The organism is Streptomyces sp. NPDC079020, assembly GCF_044542225.1.
GTDB lineage: Bacteria > Actinomycetota > Actinomycetes > Streptomycetales > Streptomycetaceae > Streptomyces.
The window spans coordinates 403,581-429,708 of the sequence record NZ_JBITUB010000004.1; the positions used below are offsets into that span (position 1 = coordinate 403,581).

Annotated in this window: 22 protein-coding genes, 1 tRNA gene and 2 CRISPR repeat arrays (1 of these 25 running past the window's edge); of the genes, 4 read left to right on the forward strand and 19 right to left on the reverse strand. The window is 69.6% G+C overall.

What is annotated here, in order from left to right:
* Nucleotides 1-1,493: direct repeats of the CRISPR family, unit length 29 nt; unit sequence GGGACCAACCCCGCATGCGCGGGGACCAC (it extends 2,324 nt beyond the left edge of the window).
* Nucleotides 1,494-1,633: 140 nt separating this feature from the next.
* The 9 genes from cas2e to ACIGJO_RS11380 form a co-directional block, all read right to left on the reverse strand.
* Complete coding sequence (gene cas2e / locus ACIGJO_RS11340; RefSeq protein ID WP_399955458.1) at nucleotides 1,634-1,996, reverse strand: type I-E CRISPR-associated endoribonuclease Cas2e; 363 nt, start codon at nucleotides 1,994-1,996, stop codon at nucleotides 1,634-1,636.
* On the reverse strand, nucleotides 1,993-2,952 hold the full coding sequence (cas1e, locus tag ACIGJO_RS11345) for a type I-E CRISPR-associated endonuclease Cas1e (RefSeq protein ID WP_399955461.1): 960 nt from the start codon (nucleotides 2,950-2,952) through the stop codon (nucleotides 1,993-1,995). Before cas1e ends, cas2e begins: the two co-directional genes overlap by 4 nt.
* A complete protein-coding gene (gene cas6e, locus ACIGJO_RS11350; RefSeq protein WP_399955464.1) occupies nucleotides 2,949-3,674 on the reverse strand; it encodes a type I-E CRISPR-associated protein Cas6/Cse3/CasE in 726 nt (241 codons plus the stop codon). Before cas6e ends, cas1e begins: the two co-directional genes overlap by 4 nt.
* Nucleotides 3,674-4,414 carry a type I-E CRISPR-associated protein Cas5/CasD gene (gene cas5e, locus ACIGJO_RS11355; protein WP_399955467.1) on the reverse strand — a complete coding sequence of 247 codons (741 nt, stop codon included), beginning with the start codon at nucleotides 4,412-4,414 and terminating at the stop codon, nucleotides 3,674-3,676. Before cas5e ends, cas6e begins: the two co-directional genes overlap by 1 nt.
* Nucleotides 4,411-5,655 carry a type I-E CRISPR-associated protein Cas7/Cse4/CasC gene (cas7e, locus tag ACIGJO_RS11360; RefSeq protein WP_399955470.1) on the reverse strand — a complete coding sequence of 415 codons (1,245 nt, stop codon included), beginning with the start codon at nucleotides 5,653-5,655 and terminating at the stop codon, nucleotides 4,411-4,413. The genes cas5e and cas7e overlap by 4 nt, the downstream gene beginning before the upstream one ends.
* 117 nt (nucleotides 5,656-5,772) lie before the next feature.
* Nucleotides 5,773-6,543, reverse strand: coding sequence for a type I-E CRISPR-associated protein Cse2/CasB (casB, locus tag ACIGJO_RS11365; RefSeq protein ID WP_399955473.1), 771 nt, complete (start codon nucleotides 6,541-6,543; stop codon nucleotides 5,773-5,775).
* A 48-nt stretch (nucleotides 6,544-6,591) separates the two neighbouring features.
* Nucleotides 6,592-11,193, reverse strand: a complete 4,602-nt coding sequence (gene casA / locus ACIGJO_RS11370; RefSeq protein WP_399955477.1) for a type I-E CRISPR-associated protein Cse1/CasA — start codon at nucleotides 11,191-11,193, stop codon at nucleotides 6,592-6,594.
* A 373-nt stretch (nucleotides 11,194-11,566) separates the two neighbouring features.
* Nucleotides 11,567-12,897: direct repeats of the CRISPR family, unit length 29 nt; unit sequence GGGACCAACCCCGCATGCGCGGGGACCAC.
* Nucleotides 12,898-13,099: 202 nt separating this feature from the next.
* Nucleotides 13,100-13,306 carry a DUF397 domain-containing protein gene (locus tag ACIGJO_RS11375; RefSeq protein WP_399955480.1) on the reverse strand — a complete coding sequence of 69 codons (207 nt, stop codon included), beginning with the start codon at nucleotides 13,304-13,306 and terminating at the stop codon, nucleotides 13,100-13,102.
* Nucleotides 13,303-14,163: a helix-turn-helix domain-containing protein gene (locus tag ACIGJO_RS11380; RefSeq protein WP_399955483.1), complete on the reverse strand. Its 861-nt coding sequence runs from the start codon at nucleotides 14,161-14,163 to the stop codon at nucleotides 13,303-13,305. The genes ACIGJO_RS11375 and ACIGJO_RS11380 overlap by 4 nt, the downstream gene beginning before the upstream one ends.
* A gap of 287 nt (nucleotides 14,164-14,450) precedes the next feature.
* Here ACIGJO_RS11380 and ACIGJO_RS11385 point away from each other — a divergent pair, with 287 nt between their 5' ends.
* A complete protein-coding gene (locus ACIGJO_RS11385; protein ID WP_399955708.1) occupies nucleotides 14,451-14,834 on the forward strand; it encodes an ATP-binding protein in 384 nt (127 codons plus the stop codon).
* 497 nt (nucleotides 14,835-15,331) lie between these two features.
* On the opposite strand, the gene ACIGJO_RS11390 is transcribed toward ACIGJO_RS11385, so the two are convergent.
* The 5 genes from ACIGJO_RS11390 to ACIGJO_RS11410 all read right to left on the reverse strand — a co-directional run bounded on the left by ACIGJO_RS11390 (nucleotide 15,332) and on the right by ACIGJO_RS11410 (nucleotide 17,826).
* On the reverse strand, nucleotides 15,332-15,553 hold the full coding sequence (locus tag ACIGJO_RS11390) for a hypothetical protein (protein ID WP_399955486.1): 222 nt from the start codon (nucleotides 15,551-15,553) through the stop codon (nucleotides 15,332-15,334).
* A gap of 514 nt (nucleotides 15,554-16,067) precedes the next feature.
* A tRNA-Ser gene (locus ACIGJO_RS11395) sits at nucleotides 16,068-16,155 on the reverse strand.
* Nucleotides 16,156-16,200: 45 nt separating this feature from the next.
* Nucleotides 16,201-16,629, reverse strand: a complete 429-nt coding sequence (gene tadA / locus ACIGJO_RS11400) for a tRNA adenosine(34) deaminase TadA (protein WP_399955489.1) — start codon at nucleotides 16,627-16,629, stop codon at nucleotides 16,201-16,203.
* 114 nt (nucleotides 16,630-16,743) lie between these two features.
* Nucleotides 16,744-17,328 (reverse strand): hypothetical protein, encoded by a 585-nt coding sequence (locus tag ACIGJO_RS11405; RefSeq protein ID WP_399955711.1) that lies wholly within the window; start codon nucleotides 17,326-17,328, stop codon nucleotides 16,744-16,746.
* 219 nt (nucleotides 17,329-17,547) lie between these two features.
* Complete coding sequence (locus ACIGJO_RS11410) at nucleotides 17,548-17,826, reverse strand: hypothetical protein (protein ID WP_399955492.1); 279 nt, start codon at nucleotides 17,824-17,826, stop codon at nucleotides 17,548-17,550.
* Nucleotides 17,827-17,922: 96 nt separating this feature from the next.
* Between ACIGJO_RS11410 and upp the strand changes: the two genes are divergently transcribed.
* Nucleotides 17,923-18,558 (forward strand): uracil phosphoribosyltransferase, encoded by a 636-nt coding sequence (upp, locus tag ACIGJO_RS11415; RefSeq protein WP_399955495.1) that lies wholly within the window; start codon nucleotides 17,923-17,925, stop codon nucleotides 18,556-18,558.
* Between the two features lie 86 nt (nucleotides 18,559-18,644).
* On the opposite strand, the gene ACIGJO_RS11420 is transcribed toward upp, so the two are convergent.
* Both ACIGJO_RS11420 and ACIGJO_RS11425 read right to left on the reverse strand, forming a co-directional pair.
* Nucleotides 18,645-19,241 carry a LytR C-terminal domain-containing protein gene (locus ACIGJO_RS11420; protein WP_399955714.1) on the reverse strand — a complete coding sequence of 199 codons (597 nt, stop codon included), beginning with the start codon at nucleotides 19,239-19,241 and terminating at the stop codon, nucleotides 18,645-18,647.
* Between the two features lie 139 nt (nucleotides 19,242-19,380).
* Nucleotides 19,381-19,677: a type II toxin-antitoxin system VapB family antitoxin gene (locus ACIGJO_RS11425; RefSeq protein ID WP_073727519.1), complete on the reverse strand. Its 297-nt coding sequence runs from the start codon at nucleotides 19,675-19,677 to the stop codon at nucleotides 19,381-19,383.
* 103 nt (nucleotides 19,678-19,780) lie between these two features.
* Here ACIGJO_RS11425 and ACIGJO_RS11430 point away from each other — a divergent pair, with 103 nt between their 5' ends.
* The gene (locus ACIGJO_RS11430; RefSeq protein WP_399955498.1) at nucleotides 19,781-21,625 is read left to right on the forward strand and encodes a helicase HerA-like domain-containing protein; all 1,845 of its coding nucleotides are present in this window, start codon (nucleotides 19,781-19,783) and stop codon (nucleotides 21,623-21,625) included.
* A 132-nt stretch (nucleotides 21,626-21,757) separates the two neighbouring features.
* On the opposite strand, the gene ACIGJO_RS11435 is transcribed toward ACIGJO_RS11430, so the two are convergent.
* The 3 genes from ACIGJO_RS11435 to ACIGJO_RS11445 all read right to left on the reverse strand — a co-directional run bounded on the left by ACIGJO_RS11435 (nucleotide 21,758) and on the right by ACIGJO_RS11445 (nucleotide 24,806).
* Nucleotides 21,758-23,275 (reverse strand): M28 family metallopeptidase, encoded by a 1,518-nt coding sequence (locus ACIGJO_RS11435; RefSeq protein ID WP_399955717.1) that lies wholly within the window; start codon nucleotides 23,273-23,275, stop codon nucleotides 21,758-21,760.
* A 176-nt stretch (nucleotides 23,276-23,451) separates the two neighbouring features.
* A complete protein-coding gene (locus ACIGJO_RS11440; RefSeq protein ID WP_399955501.1) occupies nucleotides 23,452-24,078 on the reverse strand; it encodes an HhH-GPD-type base excision DNA repair protein in 627 nt (208 codons plus the stop codon).
* 203 nt (nucleotides 24,079-24,281) lie between these two features.
* Entirely contained in the window at nucleotides 24,282-24,806 is a 525-nt protein-coding gene (locus ACIGJO_RS11445; protein WP_399955504.1) for an ATP-binding protein, read from the reverse strand.
* 401 nt (nucleotides 24,807-25,207) lie between these two features.
* On the opposite strand from ACIGJO_RS11445, the gene ACIGJO_RS11450 reads away from it, so the two are divergent.
* A complete protein-coding gene (locus ACIGJO_RS11450; RefSeq protein WP_399955507.1) occupies nucleotides 25,208-26,128 on the forward strand; it encodes a DUF4157 domain-containing protein in 921 nt (306 codons plus the stop codon).

Below are 26,128 nucleotides of genomic sequence, written 5' to 3' on the forward strand. Positions count from 1 at the left end.
GGGACCAACCCCGCATGCGCGGGGACCACACCCGCAACGAGACCGGGCTCGCCTGGCTGCCGGGACCAACCCCGCATGCGCGGGGACCACCGCGGCCAACTGGTCGAAGACGGCGGCCACCGGGGACCAACCCCGCATGCGCGGGGACCACTCGGGTCGGGGGCGATGCCCAGGTGCCGGACGGGGACCAACCCCGCATGCGCGGGGACCACCAGGCTGATGATCCTCACAGCGGGAGCACCCCGGGACCAACCCCGCATGCGCGGGGACCACCAGAAGGACAGCGAAGAAGGCGCCGACCTCCAGGGACCAACCCCGCATGCGCGGGGACCACTCGGAGATTGAGGGCCACGAGGTCGCCCACCTGGGACCAACCCCGCATGCGCGGGGACCACTGCCCCGCGAATTGAGGCGCTGACCGGGCACCGGGACCAACCCCGCATGCGCGGGGACCACTCGCGAGGTTGACGCAGGTGGACGCCCCTTCGGGGACCAACCCCGCATGCGCGGGGACCACCGGTCGGCCAAAGCCTGCGTGACATCCGGCTCGGGACCAACCCCGCATGCGCGGGGACCACCTGATCGGAGGGCTGGGCAAGCTGGCCGTTCCGGGACCAACCCCGCATGCGCGGGGACCACCTTCTGCTTCGTCTCCGCGTTCTTCCGCCGGAGGGACCAACCCCGCATGCGCGGGGACCACGCTGTGACGTTGCCGTGGGCGTCGCCGCGCAGGGGACCAACCCCGCATGCGCGGGGACCACTCCGGGAACAGCATCTGCAGCTCGGACGAGTTGGGACCAACCCCGCATGCGCGGGGACCACTTGACCTCGGGCGGCCCAGGATCTCCGTTTACGGGACCAACCCCGCATGCGCGGGGACCACCGATCGCCTCAGCCCACTCGGCGCGTCTCGCCGGGACCAACCCCGCATGCGCGGGGACCACGCCGCCTTCCTCCTCGACGTCGTCCAGCGGGCGGGACCAACCCCGCATGCGCGGGGACCACTCCGGGACACCCCAGCGCCAGCCCGTCAGCCGGGGACCAACCCCGCATGCGCGGGGACCACATCCCCTCAGCCTGCCCACCAGTGCCTCACGGGGGACCAACCCCGCATGCGCGGGGACCACAGCACGTTGCTTCGTACACGGCGACACAGGCGGGGACCAACCCCGCATGCGCGGGGACCACCCGTGCCCGCTTTTCAGCGGCCAGCGCGCCCAGGGACCAACCCCGCATGCGCGGGGACCACATGACCTCGGATTCGGGGACAGGTTCAAATTTGGGACCAACCCCGCATGCGCGGGGACCACGCCGGGGCGTTCCTCCGGGCCGCACCGGACTGGGGACCAACCCCGCATGCGCGGGGACCACACCCCGTATCAGGCGGTGGGCGCCGGGATCCGGGGACCAACCCCGCATGCGCGGGGACCACATGAACTCCTGTGCGTCAGGGGAGCTTTCATGGGGACCAACCCCGCATGCGCGGGGACCACAGGCCCTGAGCTGCGGGTTTAGGCAGCGAGGGGGCTGTTTTTGCTTACTTCTTCGAATTCCGACATTGCGGCCTTTCGGCTCTCTTCGGAAAGGACGAAGTGTTTACCCTGCAACACCACTCACTCACTCTCCCACCCACCTACCGCCCCCCGAACCTCCGCCGCTTCGACGCCTTGCTCCAGCCCTGGCGGGGGACGTCCGCAGGCCCCTTCGCGGCGCGTGGTGCGTTTTGGTTCGGGCGGCGGATCAGGGTGAGGCCCTCGTGGTCCGTGGGGTGCCAGGCGTGATCGTGGGTTTCGAACGCGTAGCCCTGTTCCGTATTCGTCTTGTAGGCCAGCAGCGCGCGGCCCTGGCCCGCGTACTGGCGTACCTCGTTCCACAGGATTTCGCGGATACGGGTCGTGGGGGCGCCCAGGAAGACGCCGGGCGAGATCTCCAGTAGCCAGCGGGTGAGGAAACCACGCAGGCCGACCGGGCAGTTGGTGAGAACGATGACGGTCACCAGAGGGGCTCGTCTCCGTAGTTGTGGCCGCTCTCGACGTGGAGGTCTCCGTCGGACTGGAGCGTGACGCGGTCCTGTGTCTCGCCTCCTGCCTCACTTGTGTCGCGTTTGCCGTCCCAGCCCAGCAGGTCCTTGATGTCCCTTACGCAGCGGTCGAGGAGGCCGGTCCGGTTGATACTGTCCCGGAGCATCCGGCGGGTCCGGGCCGCGATGTCGTCCTTTCCCTCGACCGCAGCGTCGAAGGCGGCGGGGATGGCGATCTCCGTCTTGTAGAAGTCGGCCACGTCCATGACGAACGAGCGCTCGTGCCCGGAGTGGACGAAGCCCAGACCCGGGGAGCAGCCGAGGGCCACGACGACGGAGTGGGAGACCCCGTACATGCACTGAGCCGCTGCGGTGATGGCCTGGTTGGGGGCGTCGCCCGCCGAGAAGTCGTCGCGGTTGTACTCGCGTCGGTACCACGGGACGCCGGTGCGTAACGACTCCTGCCGGTAGCAGTCCTTCAGGCGCCGTCCCTCCATTCTGAGGAGGTCCTGCCGGTTCCTGCCCGCGGTGTCCTCGCCCGGGAAGCGCAGGCGGTACATGGCGCGTGCCACGTTCAGCCGGGTGCGACGGTTCGCCCAGGCCGTTGCCTGTGTCTCGATCAGGCCGGAGGAACGTGTCAGGGCCCGACCGCCCGCGTAGTACCGCACACCGTGCTCACCGACCCACGCCACGCCCGCGCCGCTGTCGCCGAGGAGGGCCATCGCCTGGTGGGTGACGCGGGTTCCCGGGCCGAGCAGAAGCGTGCCGATGGTGGCGGACGGGATGTGGGTGACGCCGTCCGCATCCTCCGCCGTGATCGCGTTGGAGTCCCGGTGCACGGTGCAACGCTCCAGGTAGACGAACGAGAGCCGGTCGCCGACCCGCGTGAGTTCCCGGGGTGAGGAGGCGCCCCGACGGCTGACCGTGCTCATGGCTTCCCCTGTACCGGCGCCAGCGTCATCAGACCGCAGCCGTAGGCCTTGGCCTTGCCCAGGCCGTGGGTGAGCGTACGGCGGAATCGCTCCGGTTCGGTGACGCGCAGGCGGCCGTCGAACGTGACCTTGGTGATCTGTACGTCGTTGCGGCTCGGTTTGGCCGGGGGCCGGTGGAACTGGAGAGGGGTCCGGTCGCGGACGATCAGCTCGTACTCGTCGCCCTTCTCCAGGAGCCGGCGCTCCACCGGCTTCTGGACGATCTCGAAGCCTGACTTCTCCTGCCGCTCAAGCAGCCACCGCATCTGGTGCTGTGTTGTCCGGTGTGCGGCGCGCTTCGTGTTTTCGCCCTCCTTGAGGTACTGGTGGCGGATGTTGTGAACGGGATTCGCCGCGAGCCTGAATCCCCAGGTGTCGCCCACGTCAAGGGCTGTGAGGAACTGCGCGTACGCGAACGTCGTCCAGCCGGATTCGTCCGAGGCGGGCCACCCGGCCTGATCGACCAGGTGAGTCAGATCGGGGCGGGTGGGGCCGACGATGTACAGGAGAGTTTCGGAAGCTCCGTTACGGTCCACCCGCCACAGCACCCGGGGGCCCGCTCCGTCCCGGGGAGGAGGGGTGGGGAAGGACATGTTCACCGCCCCGTGCAGGCGATGCGGGGAGCCGAGCAGCTGCCGGGCGTCCGAGCGGCCGGTGTTTACCCGGAAGCGGGTGAGGTACATCAGTCGGTCCTCGGTGTGACGGGCGGGAGCAGGGCGGTCGGTTCGTGGGGCGGTGGTGCGGCGGGCCGGGGGACGGTTCTGCTGTGAACGCCCCGCAGCGCGTACCGCCGGTTGCGGGGGTCGAAGCTCAGGGGCAGGTCGCGCAGTGTCATGTCCGGCTCCTGGTCCGGCGGGCAGTCCAGAAGGAGACCGAGCCCGTCCAAGGGGTCCGGGCCGGCCTCGGTCGCGTGGCGCGAGGAACGGACGAGGCGTTCCTTGTACCAGGCGGACGCTTCCCATTCCGCGTCGCGCAGGGCCTGTTCGAGGCTTGATGACAACGGCTCCCCGATCGGGATCGGCTGCGCGGGCGGGCAGGAACGCCGCCCGAGATAGGGCAGAAACACGGGCTCCAGCAACGCCTCGTACAGCCGTTGCACCAGCGCGGCCTCGCCGCTCACACCCGCCACGAACACCGCGTCCGCGAGGTAGAAGCGTTCCGACAACGGCATGGCCTTGTCCGTGTCGCTGTGGTGCGCGGTCTGGAAGTCGCGGAGCCGCGTGCCCGGCTGATCGATCCGGACACCGAACTCCAGGGCTGCCAGATCGGCGAGGTCGGCGTCCCGCCCACGACCCTGGGCTGCGGCGAGGAGACCGATGATCCCGCTCTTCGTCGGTGCGTTCTCTGTCGTGCGGCGCGTGAATCGGGCCGCGGACCCCCAGGACTGGAGGGGACCCGCGAGCCGCAGCAGCAGCACGCTCATGCCCCGGTCTCCGTGGCGAGGGCCGGGTCCCCGCTCTGCCGGGCGGCCGGGACCTCCGGGGTCAGCCTTGCCTCCACGGCGTCCCCCACAGCAGTCAGCAGTCCGGACAGGTTCACCTCGGCCCCGAGTGCCGCCAGTGCCCCGGTCTCCTCGCCCACCCGGAGCACCCAGCCCTGCCCGCTGTCGGCCAGCCCATAACTGCTCTCCAGCCCGGGGACGAACGTGGCGAGCCGCTCGCAGCTCTTCTGGAGGAAGCCGCCGCCCTTGCCCGTGCTGACGGGCTTCTCGAAGGCCGCGACGTAACTGACCGGCCGCCGCGAGCGGACCTTGACGATCACCGCAGTCGGCAGGGTCTGGTTGGCGAAGGTATTGATCTTTCCGGTCGGGAGCGAGGTGATAAAGCTTTCGAGGAAGGCGGTGACCGCTTGCCGCGTGGGCTCCACGGGCCGGTCCTCGCGCTGTCCGGTGCCCAGATTCCTCTGCAGTTGGTCGACATCGACCGCCGCGTACCGGTAGAGGGTCGCCGAGTTGAAGTCGATGGAGCCGATCATCCCGGCACCTGCCTCGGCGTCCGTGTTCTTGTCGTCGACCGCCGTGTAGTAGTCCGACTCGACCTCCACCGCGTGCACGCTCAGGGCGTGGGCGACCTGGGCCGCGGCGTCCACGTTGAGGTCGGTCGAGTCCGCGACCATTCGCCCGAACAGCGCGATGTCCACGGAGTGTTCGGTGCCCGCCAACTGTTTGGCGCGTGCCCTGTTCTCCTTGACCTTGAGGAAGGCCTTGAGAGCTTTGATGTCACCGCCCTTGCCTCCCTCGACGGCCAGTCCCGCGAGAGCGTCGAACTGGCGGCCACTCAGGAACATGAGGTACGTGGACTCCCCGGCAGGGTCCTCCACGTCCTCCTTGGTCTTGCGGGTGGGCACGGTGATCTTCGATCCGGTTGCCACCTGCATCGTCTCGGCGGCCATCTCCAGGGCCGCGGCACGCGTCGGCGAAGGGTCGAGGGCGAGAATGCGGCCGGCCAGTACCTCTGCGACCTTCTTCGTGCGGATACCCAGCTGGGACGTGTCCAGCAGCTCCGAGAACGCCTCGCGCGTGGCCCGCTTCCATGCCTGGCTGGATACCCGTGACCGTCGTACGCCCCCGTACGTCGCGGATTTGGGCGTCCCGGTGTCGTCCCTGTTCAGGTTGCTCGGCGGGACGGTCTGGAGGATGTGGATGTCAAGGATCGTCCTGGTCACGCGTTCTCAGTTCCTCTGTGTAGAAGTGTTCGGGATGGGGTGTCGGGGAGGAGGATCGGGACGGGCGAGAGGGGAGAGAGGGGGGGACACATCGGACGGGGGAGCGGGGCGGATGCCTCACTCCCCGGAGGCGTAGCCGCCGTACTCCTCATCCATGCTCAGCGACAGATCGATCGCGTCACCGCCGTCCTGGGCTTCGGTGTCCTTGGCCGTGGCCCTGGCGCGAGGAGCGGCGGCGAGATGGAACTCGCGCCCCCATTCCCGTTGCACACCGGCACGCCCCGGCCGGGACTGCCAACGGTAGAGCTGACAGGCCAGGCGGGCGTAGTCGAGCGGCACTTGGGCTCCGCGCAGGAGGAGAACGATTTCCCTCAGCCGTACGGCGACGGACTCGACCGACTCGGCGGTACCGACCCGGACCAGTCGCGTACGTAGCGGGGAGTCCCTCTCCTCATCGGCGCCCGGCCCGTTGTCCAGCCGCATCAGGGTGCGCACCGCGCCGCCCAGGGTCTGCTTTCTCTGGTGCATGCCGTGATCGCGCCCGGACTGCTGGTGCAGTGCCCAAAGCGTCGAAGCGAGAAAGACCGCCTCCTCGGCGTCCTCCCTGCGGTGGAAGTCCGGCCGGTCCGCGAGCAGCCGGGCCAGTTCCTCCAGGCCGCCGACCCCCCACAGGTCCTGCACCTGGTGCGCCCGCCTGCCCGCCCCGCGCCGCAGTCGGGCGAGCTCCGACACGGCCGCCGGGTTGTCCTTGAGGTACCGCGGCTGAAGGCGCGCGATGTACTGTCCTGTCGCCTGTGCGACCAGGCGGTGTTCCGAAGGCGCCTCGGCTGGGCCGTCTGCATCGTGGGAGGAGTCTTCGGCGGCTGCGCCGGTCGTCGTCGTGGTCATACGGTTCCGTCCAAGGGGCTTCGTCGGGCTGGGGCTCGGGGCTCGGGGCTAGGAGGCGGGGGGAGCGGGCGGGGCCGGTGGAGGCTTCGGCAGCACCTTGTTGATCCGGGTCCGGAACCACAGGTCCGCCCGCGAGCTGTCCACCCAGCGCTTGCCGAGGCGGGGAAGCTCCACCACCCGCCCCTCTGTCGCGGCCCGCCCCGCCGTGTCGAGCAGCTGACGGCCGAGGTCCAGAACGATCCGGCGGGCGACGGCCTGCCACGCGACGCGTGCGGCTTCCGGGTCCTGTGCCGCCCCGAGCCCCGCCAGCCACTGCCGGTACGGTCCGTCCAGCGCCCCGAACCCCAGATCGCGGGCGGTGTCCGTGGGCGGTCCCGGCTCCGAACCGGCCGCACGTGCCAGATTCCCGGCCAACTGCCCCAGAGCGGCAACGGCCCGCTCGGCGTCCGCCACCGCGTCGACCGCGGCCGCGCCGTACAGCGGGCGGTCCTGGTGGAGCAGGACGACAGGCAGGGTGACACCGTCGTCGACCACCTCGTCGACCACGGACTGCTGCGTCCCGTACACCGCACCGATGAGCCGCGTACGGATCAGCGACTGCTTCGGGAGGACGCCCTCACTGGTCAGCAGGGTCAGCCATCTCACTACTCCGGAGGGCCGGCTCTGGTCCGTCCCCCTGCCCGTCGTATCGCTGTCCGACTTCTGCGCGTACAACAGGCTTGCCAGACCGCGCCAGGCGGCTCGGCTCGGATCGTGCTGGCGCGGCAGGTAGACCAGCGGGCGGCCCAGCTTCTTCTCCTGTGCCTGGCTGCGCCGCCAGCCCGTCATGGGTTCCGCCTTCCACCGGTTGGCGTGGGCGAGCGGGTCGCCGTAGCCGAGGACGACCCCTGTGACGTCGCTGCCCTCGCTGTGGAGGAGCAGTCGCCGGGACTGCCAGGTGTAGAGGTCGCGCGGACCGGCAGGCCGGGGCACGGACGGGTCGTGCTCCAGCACGCCGGGGCCGGGCGGTGTCTCGCGACGCCAGACGGGCAGATCAGCCTTCCGGTCCGCCGTCAGGATGCCCTCGCCCGTCGGAATCAGGTTCAGCAGGAGCGTCTCGCGCAGCGTGGCGCCTTCCGCGAGGACGCCGCCGAGACCGCCCGCCCATCCCACGCCCTGCGGGTAGACCTTCCCGCCCTTGACCCGGTCGTCGCCCTCCATCCCGGACTTGATGCCGGACGAGTCGTACGCGTGGGTGTGGACCAGCCAGCGAGCCGCTTCGGCGAGACCGAGCCGGTCCACACCTGGCCGGCGCATCGAGAAGAACGCCTCTCCGTTCGGTACGTCGGCCACGATCCGGTTCAGCGAGGCGACCTCGTGCTTCTCCGTGTGCAGCCCGGCGACCTGGAAGAACGGGCGCTCGGGGTGGAGAAGATCGAAGCGCTCGCGGTGCCGGTCGAGATACCCGGCGACGACGGAGAGCGAATCCTCCGCACGCCACAGCTCCTCCCAGTCCTCCAGCTCCGCCGGAGCGCCTGCCGCGCTTCCCCCCGCCTCGTCGAGGGCGTCGTACAGGATCGCCAACAGCAGTCGCAGCAGGGCCAGTTCCTGGGTGGGCAGATCACCCACCAACCGTCGTACGCTGCCCGCCTGGGCGAAGACCTCCAGGAGCGACAGTTCGGCGGTGGTTCCGTCCTTGCGCTGTACGGGCAGCCAGGGCCGGGAGACGAGATCGAAGGAGGGCGGCGCCATGGGGTCGGGTCCCTTTGCCTTGGGCGCGCCGACGGCGGTCACACGGAGTCCGTCGGCCGAGCTGTAGTGGAGTTCGAAGCCTGACAGGCGGGTCCGGCACTCCTCGTCGAGGACGAGCAGCAGTTCGCCGGCCAGCCAGGGGCATTCCTTCACCTGCCAGGCCGGAACCACCCATCGCTCAAGCTCCGCGATGGTCCTGTCGATTGCACCCGGATGGGTGAGCGGCCGAGGAAGCGTCAGCGCGCTCGTGGCCACCGCTTCGGCGGCCTGGCGTGTCGGAGGCGCGTGCTCCGGGAGGTCCAGTCCGCCGCGCCCGCCGTCGAGCCAGCCCACGGTGGTCAGCCGGCCGTCCTCGTGCCGTTGGACGACCAGCACCTCAAGGGTCTCCTCGCTGTCGCGTACCTGAGCCCGTCCACTGCGGCTGTCGTCGGCGTCTCCCGCGTTGCCGTCCAGCCAGCCGACTACGGGCCGCCCCGCCCTGCGTACCGGACCGAGCCGGAACACATCCGCGCGCTCCTGTTTGTCGGCGAGCCGGGTCGCGTACGCGCGCCGGGCATCGGCCAGCACAGGAGCCCACCGGTTCGGGCCGACAGGCCGCTCGTCGTAAGCGGCTTGGACCAGCGGGCTGATGTGGTCCGGCAGCACCACCGGGGCTCCGTCGAGATGCGGCCCGAGCACGGCCAGCGCCCGGAGCAGGGTGTGCGGCCCCTGGTAGACGGCGAGCGAACCGCGTACGGGTTCGGGCGGGTCGGCACTCCAGTCCGCCACACCCGTCACCAGGCAACGGGCCCGTACGAGCCGGGGCGGGCGGGTACGCGGATGGCGGTGCAGCCGCCCCATGCGCTGGAGCATCAGATCGACGGGGGCGAGGTCGGTGACCAGGAGGTCGAAGTCGATGTCCAGGGACTGTTCGACGACCTGGCTGGCCACGACGATGTGCGGTCCGGCGGGCCGGTCGCCCCCGGGGCCGAACCTCTCGCGCAGGTCGGTGTCCTTGCGCGCCCGGTCGGCCGCCAGGAACCGCGAGTGGGCCACGGTCACGGCGTCCGGGCCGAAGTGCGCACGCAAGTGCCCGGCCATCTCCAGTACCCGGTCGACTGTGTTGCGTACGACCAGTGCGCACCCGCCGTCCCGCAGCTCTTCGGCCAGTCGCTCCACGAGCCGCGAGGGGTCGTCGTCGAGCCGTTCGAGCGTCACTTCGGTACGGCGCCCCGCAGCCGCTTCGGGGCGCGCGGTCAGGACGGCTCCACCGGGCGCGGCGGCGGTGAGCAGGGGGTAGGCGTCGTCGGGGAGGTTCAGGGCGTCGGCGAGCTCGCCCGTCTCCTCACCGGCGTACGCGGCGGCCAGTTCCCTGCGCCGCTTCGCCGGAAGCGTCGCGGAGAGCATCACGACGGGCACCCGGTAGGCCGCCAGCCACTCCAGTACGCGGTCGAGATAGGCGTTCATGTACGCGTCGTAGGCGTGGACCTCGTCGATGACGACGACCTTGCCCGCGACCGCCAGATGCCGCAGCGCCAGGTGCCGGCTCTTGAGTCCGGCGAAGAGGACCTGGTCGATGGTGCCGACGGCGAACGAGGCGAGCAGCGCCTTCTTCCGGCCCCGCAGCCACTGGTGGGCGTGCAGCTCGGAGGGGTGGGACGGATCGGCGGCTCCGGCGCGGGACACGGCGGCGTCCGGGGCGTCCAGCTCGACGGCGGCGATCGTACGGTGACCGGCCCGCGTCATCCCGGACCAGACCTCGTTGAGGGCGGCCTTGGCATGGGCGAGGACGACGGACCGGGGTCCGTCGTCAGGGAGCCTCGCCAGCCAGCTCAGCAGCCGGGGGAACATCGCGTCCCCGGTCGCCCGCGTCGGCAGGGCCACCAGACAGCCCCCGGCCCCGGTCCTGGCCGCCAGGATCTCCGCCGCCGCGAAGGCCGCCTCGGTCTTGCCTTCGCCCATGGGCGCTTCGATGATCAGCAACCCGGCGGGAGGCATCTGCCGGGCCACCCGTACGGCTTCCTCCTGTACGGGCCTGATCCCGGCGCCCTCAGGCAGGTCGAACCGCTCCCGGAACAACGCGGCTGCTGTGCCGTCCGGTTGTGCCGCCGTCCACGGTCCGGGCAGATCGAGCCCGGCCCAGGCGGCGCCGAGCCGCCGGGCCTCGCCCACGGCCCCGAGTGGCGACCAGGACGACGGCTCGTACGGGAACAGCTCGGACGCGCTGGCGATCCAGTCCGAGACGATCACGATCGCCGTGAGCACCACCTGCACCGGCTGGGGCAGCCGTACGGAGCCCCAATCCGCGAACCGCTCCTCCACCCCGGCCCGTCGTGCACACGCGTCCATCAGCTCGTACTGCACCGAACGCCAGGCATCCTCGCTGTCGCCCCGGGTACGCAACAGCCGGGGATGGAGACCGAGATCATGGATCTGCTGATGATCCGGCGGCGTCCCGTGATGCCCACCCGCTACGACGGCGAACTGCCCGGAAGCGCGTCCGCTCCACCCGAACCGCTCGGCCAGCCACTCCTGAAGAAGCAACTGCCCGGCCAGCCCGTGCGGGGCCATCCTGCGGTCCACGCCGAACTGCTTCTCGTACGGCATGTCGAGCCCGGCTCGACGCATCCGGTCGGCGAGCCCGTCCACCTGGCAGGCGAAGGCGGGGGTGGCCTTCCCGATGTCATGGACACAGGCCAGATAGACGGCAACCTGCCGGGCATCGGCGGCCCCGCGCGGGAACACCTCCGCGACGAGCGCCTTCACATTCGCGGGCACCCACGCGTCCCACAGCTTCCCGGCGACCGCAGCACTGTCCGCCATGTGCCGCCACAGGGGCAGCCACTGCTCGGTCTTCCGGTCGTGCTTGCCCCAGGCGGTCCGGGATGCGGCGGACAACTTGGCGTAGGCGGTGGGGCATTCGGGAAGATCGCTGGGCATGGGGCTATTCGATAGGGCGTGATGCGAGGCGGGGTGAGCTGTTCGAAAATGGGTGAGAACTGACCGAATATGAAGTGACGGTCATTGGGGTCTTCGTGTGCAGGGTGGGAATTGACCGTCTGGGGACTGCGATTGCTCGATTCGTCACGTCTGTGTCTCTGGGCTGATGTGCTGGGTGTGTCGTGCTTGGGCCCCTGTTCGGGAGCACGGGGAGCGTGGGCCGCAGGCAGCGCGCCCGATGGCCGACGATGAGGGCTCGCCCGGCGGAGGCGAGGGAAGCGAGTTCAGTGAGCAGTACACGCCCCTGACCTCGGGTGCCGACGCAGCTTGTGCGGGAACTTGGCGGTGATCACCGGAACTCTGGATCCCGTACGAGGGATCAACCGCGCGCGCGGGGACCACTTGGACGTCAGCGTGCATAGCGGCCTGGAGCCGGGACCAACCCCGCATGCGCGGGGACCACCGAATCTCTTCACTGGTCACGTCACCCTCACTGGGACCAACCCCGCATGCGCGGGGACCACACGAGTTCTTTCCCCAGCTCGGCTAGAACCTGGGGACCAACCCCGCATGCGCGGGGACCACTCCGCGGGCAGGTCGTTGTTCATCAGCCGGTCGGGACCAACCCCGCATGCGCGGGGACCACCTTCCACAGCGAAGCAGCCCCGAACCAGTCTGGGGACCAACCCCGCATGCGCGGGGACCACCGCCAGGCCGCGCAGCGGCGTATTCCGGCGGCGGGACCAACCCCGCATGCGCGGGGACCACTCCATGAGGTGGTGCAGGGCGACGCGGGACTTGGGACCAACCCCGCATGCGCGGGGACCACTCCTGGTCGGTGTGGCCGCCGTACGGGCGCTGGGGACCAACCCCGCATGCGCGGGGACCACGTCGCGCGGAGCCCGGTGCTGGAGACCCGGACGGGACCAACCCCGCATGCGCGGGGACCACCCCCTGGCGTCGCCGAACTCATCGCTGCCACGTGGACCAACCCCGCATGCGCGGGGACCACCATGTGCTCGGCGACTGGCGTACCTGGTCCCAGGGACCAACCCCGCATGCGCGGGGACCACGAGACCACGTCCCTCGCCGGGTACTGGGCGAAGGGACCAACCCCGCATGCGCGGGGACCAACCCCGCATGCGCGGGGACCACTCGCGGCGCATCTCGACCAGCCCGTACTGGATGGGACCAACCCCGCATGCGCGGGGACCACACAGTCAGGAATGGGCGGAGAACCCAGCGTGAAGGACCAACCCCGCATGCGCGGGGACCACATGTGCTTCGGAGTCCGGGGCGACGACGCCGGGGGACCAACCCCGCATGCGCGGGGACCACCCGTGCGCTGCGCCCCTGTCGGTGTAGACGCGGGGACCAACCCCGCATGCGCGGGGACCACTCGCACTGGGAGTGGTTGCGCCCGCTGCGGCGGGGACCAACCCCGCATGCGCGGGGACCACCTTCCGACAGCGCCTTGATGCTCGGCAGCAACGGGACCAACCCCGCATGCGCGGGGACCACTACCGGCCCCTGAACAGGGCTGCGCCGGGCGGGGGACCAACCCCGCATGCGCGGGGACCACGGACTCGCGATGGGCGACAACGATGTTGTCGAGGGACCAACCCCGCATGCGCGGGGACCACCGGCGGGTGGCCATGAGGGCGTCTCCGGGGAGGGGACCAACCCCGCATGCGCGGGGACCACAGTTGTTGACCTGCGTGTTCAGGTGGGCAGGAGCCTGTTTTTACTCACTTTGCAAAACTCGGGCATAGGGCACTTCCCGTACTTCAGGGGGCTTTGACGTGTGCCGTACCGGCAGTTCTCATGCGCCTCTGCGGTCCGCGTACGTGTCAGGTCGCGAACCGCACAGGAGAACGGCAGGAGCGGCCGAGTTGGGAGCGGTGAATCATAGGCGTCCGGTGGCGACTGCTCCCACCATCGCTGTGAGCGCTTCATTGCTGAAAAGCAGGGCGGGGCCGGCCGGGTACTTGCTGTCGCGGATGGCGACGGCCGACGGACTGATGACGCCGCACTCGACACAGTCGGACTGAGCGTGTGAGGCGCTGGACTTCCACCAGGTCACGGTCAGAGTTGAGGAGTCGGCGACAGTCATGGATTTTGGTCCCTTGCGTGTGTGATCAGGTCGAGTGACTGCTCGACCGACAGTGCAGCGGCGGTTAGCGACTCGTGCGCGTCGGCATACGTGCTGACCTGCGTCGCATCTTCGACGTAGAGGGCGCTGGTCAGCTGCTCCAGGTGCACCACGCTCAGCTCTGCCAGCTCACCAAAACCGAGGATGGAAAAGCTGCCGGTCTGCCCAACGGTGAGCGGCGCTGTGATCGGGAGCACTTGAACATCGACGTTGGGCATCGACGCGAAGTGCACGAGACGCGACAACTGGTCTTGCATCACTGAAGTGTCGGGCAGTCGGGTGTGAAGAGCGGCCTCACCGATGATTGCTCGTAGACGCAGCGGTTCGCTACGGGACAGCACCGACTGCCGGGCAAGCCTGACCTCGACCAACGCCTGCACGCGGTCGGTGATTGCCTTCGACATTGCGGTACTTGCAATCGCGGCGTGCGCGTACTGCGGGGTCTGCAACAGGCCCGGGATAGACGCGAGCTGCCACGTACGGATGGTGCTCGCTTCCGCTTCGAGGCTGATCAAGTCTTCGTATACCGGCGACAGGACCGACCGGTACGACTGCCACCATCCGCGCTGCGAACCCTCCCGCGTGAGGCGAATCATGTCGCGGCGTAGGTCTGCGTCGGTGACGCCGTAAAGATCGAGAAGCGCCTCGACGTCGCTGGCCGACGCCGCATTCCGAGCCGTCTCGATACGCGAGAGCTTGGCGGGCGAGATCCGACCGCCGGTGCTCTCCGCAGCCTCTTCCTGCTTGAGTCCCAGCTTTTCCCGAATCGAACGCAAGGTTCGGCCGAGCTGCCGCCGTCTGACTGTCGGTGCCGACACGTACCCTCCCGCTTCCTTTTGGCCACGTTCAGTCTGCCGCGCTTCCCGCCGTGCTGTCACCTTCGAACACCTCTTCCTTCCGGCCGTTCTCTCGGCTGAATGCAGATTTGCACATTCGAGTGAATGGCTTGCATGACACTGATGTTGGGCGTCACTCTAGGTGGAAGAGTTGCAGTCATGGCCGATGCAGAGCGACGTGCGTCTGGTCGGCCCATACCCGAGGGGTCCCCACGATGGCCATGCCTCCGCGAGCGTTACCGCCGACCCGCACCTGTGGCCCGCTGGGTGTGCCGCCGCAGGCGATCTACTCCGCCGAGCCTGAGTCGGTCCGAGCTGCTCGGCGCTATGTGAGAGAGGTGGCCGCCTACCAGGAGCCGTCCGTCACCGAGGACGCGCTCGGAACCCTCGAACTCGTCGCGAGCGAACTGGTGACCAACGCGGTGCGATACGGAACGGAGCCGGGCGACTCGCTGATGGTGAAGGTGGCAGCCCAGTCGGGTAGTTGCCGTATCGAGGTGCACGACGCCTGCAGGAGGAGGCCGCGTATCAGGCCGGCATCGGACGAACGAGTCCGTGGCCGGGGGATGCAGCTGGTTGAGGCGCTGGCGGTGCGATGGGGCGTGGACAATCGCCCTCTCGGCAAGATCGTCTGGGCGGTGGTGGTGTGGTGAACGAGTCGCTGCAGCGACCGGCGGGCGATGCCGTGGTGCCGCATCGGGTGCTGCTCGACCACGCAGCGCTCGCTGTGCGACGTGTGGTCGGTCGGCCCCTGCCCGTCCTTGGGCCGCCTGCGGGAAGTCGTGCGCGTTGTGGATGAGGCCCGGGACACCATTGTCGATGCCGTAGTTGACGGCCTTGATCGTGGGTCTGGATACGCGAAAAGCCATCTATGCCGAGGGGCTGCCTTGCCCAGGACTTGCGGCGCACAGTAGGTGTATCCCAAGCAAGTGTGTGGTGGTCGGCATAGCGAGGTTTCCTCGGCAGAAGAGAAAAGGCGCCCCCGAAGTCGTAAAAACCTTGGGGGCGCCTGCCGTGCATTTGTTGACAGGCCTATATGTGACGGTTGCGAGGTATGTGCGCCTGCTGGCTGAGGGGTTCTAGCTGAGACCTTGTGCGCGTTGACCGAGTGACCGCTGGGTGGAGTCGGAATGCCTAGGTGTGCAAAGCGTCACTGGCCATCTGCGGCGAGGGCGGTGCAGCGACGCTGACGGCCACGGGTGATCAGGGCGACCACGACGATCACGATGACCACTGAGATGCCACCGGCCCAGGGGGCGCGGGCGAACCGTTCGAGGAAGGTCGGTGTGGCCAGGCCGGCCGAGACGAGGGCGACGACGAGGGAAGGGGACGGGTCGGGGCTTTGTCCAGCGTCCACATGTGGTCTGGCCATTTCCGCTCCTAGTGGTATTCAAGCTTCTTCGGATATGCAGAATAATATGCCCACGCTCTAAAGCCAGGCTGTGGCCGGTCCTGTATGGGGGCAGCATTCAACTGACCTGCAAGAAGCGATTGGTGACGACTTCCTCCAAGGATGCGCCTCGCGAGGTGTTTTATTCGTGATGCCGCTTGAAGCGGCGCGTCGGCCCTTATTGCCCGAATGCGCTATCACCTACAAAATGGATCCCCCCAGTTAAGGGTTTATGGGCAAGCGGCCGCTCTGTTGGTGTTACTTGACGCACGCACACTCCCCAACGTGAGGTGTTGAGCGGCAGTCGCTGAGGAAGGAAGGAGCAGCCCCGCGTGCGCGGGGACCATGCTGTTGCTGCCTGCAAAGTGGATCGCCCCAGGGGGCACCCCCGCTCAAGCGGGGAACGCGGGGTCGAAGCGGCCGTCCAGCCGTCGTCACCCGGGGAGTGCGCGAACGCCCTCCCGATCTGCGTTTCCGCAGTTCAGGAGGGCGTCGATGGCGGTAGCGGAGGGATTTGAACCCTCGGTGAGTTTCCCCACACTCGCTTTCGAGGCGAGCTCCTTCGGCCGCTCGGACACGCTACCGAGAGAGAGCTTAGACCATCCTGGGCCGTGGATCGAAATCCAATCTCAGAGCGTGCGGAAGAAGGCCGTCAGCTGGGCCGCGCACTCCTCCTCCAGTACGCCCGGGATGACCTCCGGGCGGTGGTTGAGGCGGCGGTCGCGTACGACGTCCCAGAGGGAGCCGGCGGCGCCCGCCTTGTCGTCGCGGGCTCCGTAGACCACCCGGGCCACGCGGGACTGGACGAGGGCGCCCGCGCACATGGTGCAGGGCTCCAGGGTGACCACCAGGGTGCAGTCGGTCAGGCGCCATTCGCCCAGGGCGGTGGCCGCTCGGCGCAGGGCCAGGATCTCCGCGTGTGCGGTCGGGTCGCCGGTGGCCTCGCGTTCGTTGTGGCCGACCGCGAGCAGCGTGCCGTCCGGGCCGAGGACGACGGCGCCGACCGGCACATCGCCGGACGACGCCGCCTGCGCCGCTTCGGCCAGGGCGCGGCGCATCGGTGCCTGCCATGGATCGCGTACGGGGTCCCGGGGGTCCTGTAGAGGACCCCGTCCAGGATCGGAGGCGGGCGGGGGTGAGGGTTTCGGCGGTCGTGCGGTCACCCGCGGACCCTAACGGACGGTCTCCAGGACCTCGGCCGCTCCCAGCGCGTCCGCGATCTCCACCAGGGCGTCGGTCCGCAGTGTCAGCAGCTCCTTCTCGGACATTCCGAGGTCGGCGAGGATCCCGAGCTCTCCGATCGGCCCCGCCGGTACGGCGTCGGGGTCGTCGTCCGGGTCGATGGCGTCGATGGTTCCGGCCGCGGGAGCGGGGACGGAATGCCTCGCCCCGCCGGTCCCGTCCGGCTCGCCGTCCTCCGTACCGTCGAGGTCGACAAGCTCTTCGAGTGCGGCGATCTCGTCCTCGGCCTCTGGTTCGCGGCCGAGGAGTTCGTCGGTGAGCAGGATCTCTCCGTACGAGGAGCGGGCGGCGGCGGACGCGTCCGATACGTAGATACGGGGGTCCTCCTCACCGTCCACCCGGATGACGCCGAACCAGGCGTCCTCCTGCTCGATGAAGACCAGGACCGTGTCCTCGTCCACCGAGGCGTCCCGGGCCAGATCCATCAGATCGGACAGGGTCTCCACATCGTCCAGCTCTGTATCGCTCGCTTCCCACCCGTCTTCGGTGCGCGCGAGCAGTGCGGCGAAGTACACCGTGACTCTCCCACTGGTCATAGGCGAATCGGTCCGGCGGGAGGGCAGACGGTGATCCGCCTGCTCTGTGCCCCGCCCAATCGGCATCGTGGCAGAAACAAGCGCCCCGCGAGAACTCTTCCGACGTTGCGTCGGCCATCAGTTCCAGGACTGCCTGCTCGGCGGTGCTCCCGACCGGGGCGATCCGGGGCCGGGCCGACCACCCGTTCGCCACGGCGGTCACCAGCGGAACGTACGCATCCGCATCTGTTGGCGCATACGGGCCGCACGGGCTCTGCGCGGCTGTACCCGGTCCCGCAGCTGTTTGGCCTCGTGGAGCTCCCGGAGGAACTGCGCGCGTCGTCTGCGCCGGGCCGCGTCACTCTCCTGCGCGTCCAGCACGTCCGGTGTCGCGTCGCGCGCGTCGCCCGTCCGGTCCGGCCAGGGTGCCTCGAATGCCTCCGCCACCTCGCGCGGGGGCCGCTCCCGCTTCCGCCGCTCCCCGTCCTGCATCGACACACCACCCCAACGCCGGGTCCGTATGCCCCCACCTTCCCCCCGAACAGGTGGTTGATGCCAGCGCAGACGGCCGGAAGGCGCGGTTACTGTTGACCCATGCGGATCCACGTCGTCGACCACCCGCTGGTGGCGCACAAACTCACCACGCTGCGCGACAAGCGCACCGACTCCCCGACCTTCCGGCGGCTCGCCGACGAGCTGGTCACCCTCCTCGCCTACGAGGCCACCAGGGATGTGCGCACCGAGCAGGTCGACATCGAGACCCCGGTGACGCCGACGACGGGTGTGAAGCTCTCGTATCCGCGCCCCTTGGTCGTGCCCATCCTGCGCGCCGGTCTCGGCATGCTGGACGGCATGGTGCGGCTGCTGCCGACCGCCGAGGTGGGCTTCCTGGGCATGATCCGTAACGAGGAGACGCTCCAGGCCGAGACGTACGCGACCCGGATGCCGGAGGACCTCTCGGGCCGCCAGATCTACGTCCTGGACCCGATGCTCGCCACCGGCGGAACGCTCGTCGCGGCGATCAAGGAAATGATCAAGCGCGGTGCGGACGATGTCACCGCGGTCGTGCTCCTCGCGGCGCCCGAGGGCGTCGAGGTCATGGAGCGCGAGCTGGCGGGCACTCCGGTCACCGTCGTCACCGCCTCGATCGACGAGCGGCTCAACGAGCAGGGCTACATCGTGCCGGGGCTGGGCGACGCGGGCGACCGCATGTACGGCACGGCGGACTAGCTCTTCGGGCGTGGCGGGGACGGGGCGAGGCGGGTCCGGGTACTGCCCCCGCCGTCGCCGGTCCCTCAGGAGTCGCGGGTGCGGCCTCAGCAGGACGGCGGGGCCGCTGCGGGCTTGGACAGCGCCGTGAGCGCCGCCGCTGCCGCCTGCGGCGTACTGAACGCCTTGAACTTCGTGCCCAGGATCAGATCGATGTCCCCGGACTTCCGGGCGTCGGTCTTCTGCACCGTCCCCGGAAGTTGCGTACCGAGCACCGGGAACGTGCCGTTCGCCGCTGTCGGCGCTCCCAGCAGCACTCCGGGGCCGGGGACCTTCTTGTCGTACGCGGCGGGGGCGTTGCCCACCTTGCCGATGGTGAAGCCGCGCTTCTTCAGCTCGTCCGCGGCGGCCTTGGCGAGCCCGCCGCGCGGTGTCGCGTTGTAGACGTTGACCTTGATCCCGGCCGGTTTCGGCAGTGCCTTCGGGGGCGGTGCCGGCTTCGCGGTCGGGCACTCGCGTTTGTGATCGGCGGCAGTGGCCTTCTTGTCGCCGCCCGTGAAGACGTCGATGAGCTGCAGCGTGCCCCAGCCGGCCAGGCCGAGGGCCACCACGGCGGAGACGCCCGCGAGGACGAGCTTGCGGCGGTGACGGGGACGGCGCATCCGCGGGTACTTGTCGCCCGTGATGCGGTACTTTCCGCCCATGCCGGGGGGAGTGAGCATGCTCATGGGCGCAGCGTAGTGCGACCTGGTGATGATGCGTACTAAATGATCAATCGATGGCACCCGCATGCGCGCTAAAGCACCCGAAAGGCCTGAATCGCGCCGGGGGTACGTGGGTGGGTCAGCCCATTTCCAGGACGCGGGCGTGCAGTACCTGGCGCTGCTGGAGTGCCGCGCGGACCGCGCGGTGCAGGCCGTCCTCCAGATAGAGGTCGCCCTGCCACTTCACGACATGGGCGAACAGGTCGCCGTAGAACGTGGAGTCCTCGGCGAGGAGGGTCTCCAGGTCCAGTTGACCCTTGGTCGTCACGAGCTGGTCCAGGCGAACCGGACGCGGCGCGACATCCGCCCACTGTCGGGTGCTTTCCCGGCCGTGGTCGGGGTATGGCTTCCCATTTCCGATGCGCTTGAAGATCACACGGAAAGCCTACCGGGCAAGGGGCTCCGGGCGCAGCCGGGGAACGGTACTGCGATGCTGGGCGAAATGCCATATAGCGCTTGATACCGGGACAGGGGTCGTCATGAGTGGGAGCGCGGACGCGGGCGGGCAAGCGGGCGCGGCCCCGGGTGCGAGCGCCGGAGCGGGCGCCGGTGCGGCCGCCGGCGCGCGCACGGGCTCTGAAGCGCACCCCGGTGCGGATACGGCTGACGGTACGGGGACGGGGGCGGGGGCGGGCTCCGGTGCGGGGGCGGGTGCGGGTGCGGGCTCCGGGGCCGGTGCGGCCGACGGTACGGGGGCGCTGCCGCAGCCGGCCCAGGACATCGCGGCCGGGTACTCCGCGTCCGGCACCGCCCTCGATCTGGGCGCGCTCCTGTGGGACGGCGTCTGTCTTCCCGCGGCACAGATCCGCATCCCGCTGGGAATGCTCAACCGGCACGGACTGGTCGCGGGTGCCACCGGCACCGGGAAGACCAAGACCCTCCAGCTGATCGCCGAACAGCTCTCCGCGAACGGTGTTCCGGTCTTCCTCGCCGACATCAAGGGTGATGTCTCCGGTGTCTCGGCCCCGGGGGTGTCCGGCGACAAGGTGACGGAGCGGGCCGGGCAGGTGGGCCAGACCTGGCGGGCGACAGGCTTCCCGAGCGAGTTCTACGCGCTCGGCGGCATCGGGCCGGGCATTCCGCTGCGGGCTACGGTCACCAGTTTCGGGCCGGTCCTGCTCTCCAAGGTGCTCGGGCTCAACCGGACGCAGGAACAGTCGCTCGGGCTGATCTTCCACTACGCGGACGCCAAGGGGCTGGAGCTGGTCGACCTCAAGGATCTGCGGTCCGTCGTCGCCTTTCTCGTGTCGGACACCGGGAAGGCGGAGCTGAAGGGGATCGGCGGGCTCTCCACGGCCACCGCCGGGGTGATCCTGCGCTCGCTCACCGCCTTCGAGCAGCAGGGAGCGGGCGACTTCTTCGGGGAGCCGGAGTTCGACACCGCCGATTTCCTGCGGCAGGCACCGGACGGGCGCGGGCTGGTCTCCGTACTCGAACTGGCCGCGGTCCAGGACAAGCCGCAGCTCTTCTCGACCTTCCTGATGTGGCTGCTCGCCGACCTCTTCCACGATCTCCCCGAAGTCGGCGACCTCGACCGGCCGAAGCTCGTGTTCTTCTTCGACGAGGCGCACCTGCTCTTCAACGACGCGTCGAAGGCGTTCCTCGAATCGATCACCCGGACCGTGCGGCTGATCCGCTCCAAGGGCATCGGGATCTTCTTCGTCACCCAGTCCCCGCAGGATGTACCGGCACCCGTGCTGGGGCAGCTCGGAAGCCGGGTGCAGCATGCTCTGCGCGCCTTCACGCCCGACGACGCGAAGGCGTTGCGCGCGACGGTGAAGACCTTTCCGGACTCTCCGTACGACCTTGAGGAGCTGCTGACACAACTGGGTACGGGCGAGGCCGTGATCACCGTGCTCAGCGAGAAGGGCGCGCCGACCCCGGTCGCCGCGACTCGGCTGCGGGTGCCGGAGTCGCTGATGGGCCCGGTGGCGGCGGACGTCCTGGACGCCGCCGTGAAGGGATCGCCGCTGTACGGGCGTTACGCCGAGGCCGTGGACCGGGAGTCGGCCTACGAGAGACTCGCGGCGGGCGCGGCGGGCGCGGCGGGCGCGGAGAGCGAGGCGGGCGCGGGGCAGGGGGACCGGGAGACCCGTGAGGCTCAGGAGACCAGTGAGGCTCGGGAGGCGGCTGACCGGGCGGCGGTCGAGGAAGCGGTGAAAGCGCCGGCGCGTACGCCCGGCGGGCGCGGCAAGGAGGACACCTCGCTGGTCGGGCAGGTGGTCGGCAGCGGGATGTTCAAGTCCCTGGCACGGTCCGTGGGGACCCAGCTGGGGCGGGAGATCTCGCGGTCGCTGTTCGGTACGGCGCGCCGCAGGCGCTGAGAGCCGCCCCGTGTCCGGCGGCGCACGGCGAGGTAGGCGTACGGGCGAGGGGAGCGGCGGCCGGCGCCGATGTGCGCCGGCCGCCTTGAGGTGCGGGACGTGCGGGACGTGGGGCCCGCTCGGGCGCCCGTGTTACTCGGTGACTCCGTGCGCGTGGCCGTCGCGCAGGCCGCCGCCGCTGCCGGGCCCGCCCGTGGTGGGCGTGGAGGCGACCGGGCGGGTCAGCGAGCCGATGTCGTGGGCGTAGGTGCCGACGGCGTTGGCGATCACGTCGATGTTCGAGTCGAACAGCTCCATGTCGACGTTGTCCAGGTCGTCACAGGCCGCGTGGTAGCAGGGGTCGAACGCGATGCCCGCCTCGCCGCCGAACTTCTCCGCCTGGGCCGCGGACTTGATCTCCTCGGCGCCGGTGTCCGTGCCGCCGGAGGGGATGCCGACCTCGATGAACGGCCCGTAGTCGGAGCGTCCGGTGAAGTCCGTGCCCTCGTGCGGGGTGCCGGAGCGGTCGAGGAAGTCGTTGATGTCGCGTTCCAGCTGGGCGGAGCCCTCCGGCCCGGGGCCCTCGCCCACGTTGTCGGAGTTGTCGCCGTCGAAGACGAACTGGGCGCCGTTCGGCGAGGCGATCATGTCGAAGTTGAGGTACAGCTTGACCTGGGCCCGCTGGGCCTCGGTGAGCCCCGCGACGTACGCCTCCGAGCCCAGGAGGCCGTTCTCCTCGGCGGACCACCAGGCGAACCGGACCTTGTTGGCGGGCTTGGCCTTGGACTTGGCCAGTTCCAGGGCGACTTCGAGGAGGCCGGCCGAGCCGGAGCCGTTGTCGTTGATGCCGGGGCCCTCGGTGACCGAGTCCAGGTGGGCGCCGAGCATCACGGTCTTCGCCGCGCCGCCGCCGCGGGTCTCCGCGATGACGTTGCGGGTGGAGCGCTTCTCCTGGAGCTCCCGGATCTCGAAGGCGACCTTCACTTCGCCCTTGGCCAGATCGGCGACGAGCTTCTCGCCCTCGGCCTGGGTGAGGCCGCCGGTGGGTATCTTGCCCGAGGGCACATCGCCGAGGGTGCCGGACAGGACCCCCGCGGTGTTGTTGTAGATGACCGCGCCGGCCGCGCCCGCCGTCGCGGCCGCCGCCTGCTTCTCGGCGAACGAACAGCCGCCGCGCTTGATCAGCGCGATCTTGCCGGTGAACGTCTGCGAGGCGTAGTCGCCGGCCTCGCATCCCGTGGTGTCGTCGGCGGGGACCCCGACGAGCTCCGCGGTGAGGCCGCCGACCTTGGTGGACGGGGTGTACGTCATCGCCTTGATGGTGACGTCGCGGGGCGTGGGGGAGACCACGGACAGCTTCTCGGCGAGGGTCTCGGTGTAGATGAAGTCGAAGTTCTCGTACGAGACCTGGTAGCCGGCCTTCTGGAGCAGCCGGTAGACGTAGGCGGCGGAGGCGTCGTGCCCCAGCGAACCGGCGGCGCGGTGTCCTTCGGTGGAGTCGGCTATCGCCTGGAACTGCTGGAGATGCCGGTACGCGTCCTGAGCGGACGAGCGCTGCACCAGCTTCCGCGACAGCTTGGCGGCGTCCTTCGCGGGGTCGTGCGAGGACGGGTGGCCTTGGTGCGGGGACGCGGCCATCAGCAGCGGCGTGGCCAGGGCGGTGGCGGCCACAACCGCGATGGCTCTGCGACGTGTTGCGTGCACAGGAGTCCTTCCGATCTGAACAGATGTGCTGGGAAAGCTAGCGAGTGAGGTGACTTCTGTGAACCGCTGTGGCCGTTTGTGATCAGTTGTTATTCGATACGTGGCCCCTCATGGGCGGCGTCCCACCTGCGACCGTTTCCTGATCACTTCTTGGTTCCCTGCTTCGCCGTCTTCGCGGCCTTGGCCGCTGCCTTCGCCTCCTGCTTGTGCGCGCGCACCTGGGCGAGCGAGTCCGGGCCGGTGATGTCGGCGACCGAGCGGCGTGAGCCGTCCTCGCCGTACGGACCGGCTGCCTCGCGCCACCCTGTGGGTCGTACACCGAACTGCTTGCCGAGCAGCGCCAGGAAGATCTGCGCCTTCTGGGTGCCGTAGCCGGGCAGCGCGTTCAGCCGTTTCAGCAGCTCGTCCCCGGTTTTGGCGTCGGCCCACACCGCCGTTGCCTCGCCGTCGTACTCCGCCACCAGGAACTGGCACAGTTGCTGCACCCGCTGGGCCATGGAGCCGGGATAGCGGTGCAGGGCCGGTTTGGCGGTGAAGAGTTCGGTGAAGGCGTCGGGGTCGTAGGCGGCGATCTCCCCGGCGTCCAGGTCGTCCGATCCCATCCGCTGTGCCAGCGTGAACGGGCCGGTGAACGCCCATTCCATCGGTACCTGCTGGTCCAGCAGCATGCCGACGAGGGCGGCCAGCGGGCTGCGCCCGAGGAGCTCGTCCGCTTCGGGCTGCTGGGCGATCCGCACCGTAGTGGCCTTGCCGTTCTTGCTTCGAGTCATCTTTCGATCATCCCGAGAGCGGCAGGGGACGGCGAGTCCAGCTGCTGCTGATGGGCGAGAAGGGCGGGATGTGGGAGGGATGCGGGAGGGCGACGCGAGGCGACCCGAACGGGAGGCGGGAGGCGAGTCGAACCGTTTCGTCTCTCGCCTTGCGCTTCTCGCCCGGGTCGCTGTCTGTCGGCAGCCGGGGTGTGCCGGCTGACTCAGCCCTTGACGGCCTCCGCGATCAGCTGTGCGGCCTGGGCGGGCGTGAGGTTCGTCGTGTCGACGACCTCGGCCTCCTTGTGCAGCCACGTGCGGGCTGCCTCGGCGTAGGGTTCGAGGTACTCGAGACGGAACGGGGAGTCGGGGCCAAGAACAGTGTCGCCCGCGATGCGTCCGCGAAGAGTCTCCTGGTCGGCGTGGAGGACGAAGTGCCGGACCGGGATGTCATGTTGGGCGAGGCCCGCGCTGATCTCGCGCCAGTACTCCTCGACCAGGACAGTCATCGGCATCACCAGAGTGCCGCCGGTGTAGTCGAGTACATGGCGGGCGGTCTCGACCACCAGCGGTCGCCACGGCGGCCAGTGCTGGAAGTTGCCCGTCCAGGGCAGCCCGGGGGAGATGTTCATGAGTGTCTCGCCGACCTTCTCGGCATCGAACACCCGTGAATCCGGGATCAGCTGCTGCACGAGTGCACTGGTCGTCGTCTTGCCTGCACCGTGGGTGCCGTTGAGCCATACGATCATGCGTCCGACGCTAGTGCCACGCGGGTGCGGGCAGGTGCTGATCTCGTCACAGAACGAAACGTCGCAAGACAGGCACGGCTTCGGCGTCCTGGCGGAGCGAGTCACAGGGTGTAACCGTCACGAATTTGAAGCGGTCGCTCCAGCTCTTGCTGGACTCGGACATGACCGATGTGCTGCTCGCCCCGGGGACGTCGGCGACGAACTGCTGGCCGTCCTCGACCGGGCCGCTCGTTCGGCCGGGAGCGGGCGCGGCGGCTGCGCGACCGGATGACCGCGATGCTCGGCCCGGCCGGCTGCCCGAAGAGGCAGCAGCGGGTGCCCCGGACGGGCCGGGCGGGGGCTGGACGGGGCAGGGGGCCTCCCGTGATGGTGGAGGACCGAGACCGGTGCGGTCAGGGGAGATGACGATGAACGCACACGACCACGACCACGACCACGATCAGGATCATCAGCACGGGCACGAGTACGACCCTGAGCGGGACCATGACCACGCCTTCCACCAGGAGAGCGTCCACGAGGAGGAGCGCGGGTGGCTCGGGCATGGCGACGCCTTTGCCGCGCCGAGGGCGGCCGACGCCCATGACGGCGGGGCGGACTCGCATCACCTCTTCCGGGCCGCCGCAGCAGGGCGCGCGGACGTGGTCGGCACGGCCGGGATGGGCGTGCTTCAGCGGACCGTCGGCAACGGGGCGCTCGGTCCGTTGATCCAGCGCTCCAAGGCCGCCCGGTCCGAACAGGCCGAGGAGTCCCAGGAGGCCCAGGAGACACCGCGCTCTCCGGTGCACGATGTCGTGTCGTCCGGCGGCGGTTCGCCCCTGGACACCGAGACACGGACGGACCTGGAGAGCCGCATGGGCGCGGACTTCTCCGACGTACGCATCCACAACGACTCCGCCGCGCACGAGTCGGCGAAGGGCGTCGGGGCGCACGCGTACACGGTGGGCAACAACGTGGTCTTCCAGCGCGATGCGTACGATCCGTCGTCACCCCAGGGCCGTACGACGCTGGCGCATGAGCTGACCCATGTGATGCAGCAGCGCAGCGGGCCGGTCGAGGGCACGGAGGCGCCCGGCGGCATCCGGGTCAGTGACCCCTCGGACCGCTTCGAGCGGGAGGCTGTGGCGAACGCGGACCGGGTGCTGTCGGACCCGGCACCCGAGTCAGTGGCATCCCAGCCGGCGGCACCTGAGCCGGCACCCGCTCCCGCAGTGCAGCGGGCGGCCACGGAGGACGAGGACGAGCAACCGGCCGATGTGCAGGGTTCGTTCGTGCAGCGTGCGGAGGAGAAACCGGAGGAGGAGGAAGAAGCCCCACCGGCCTGA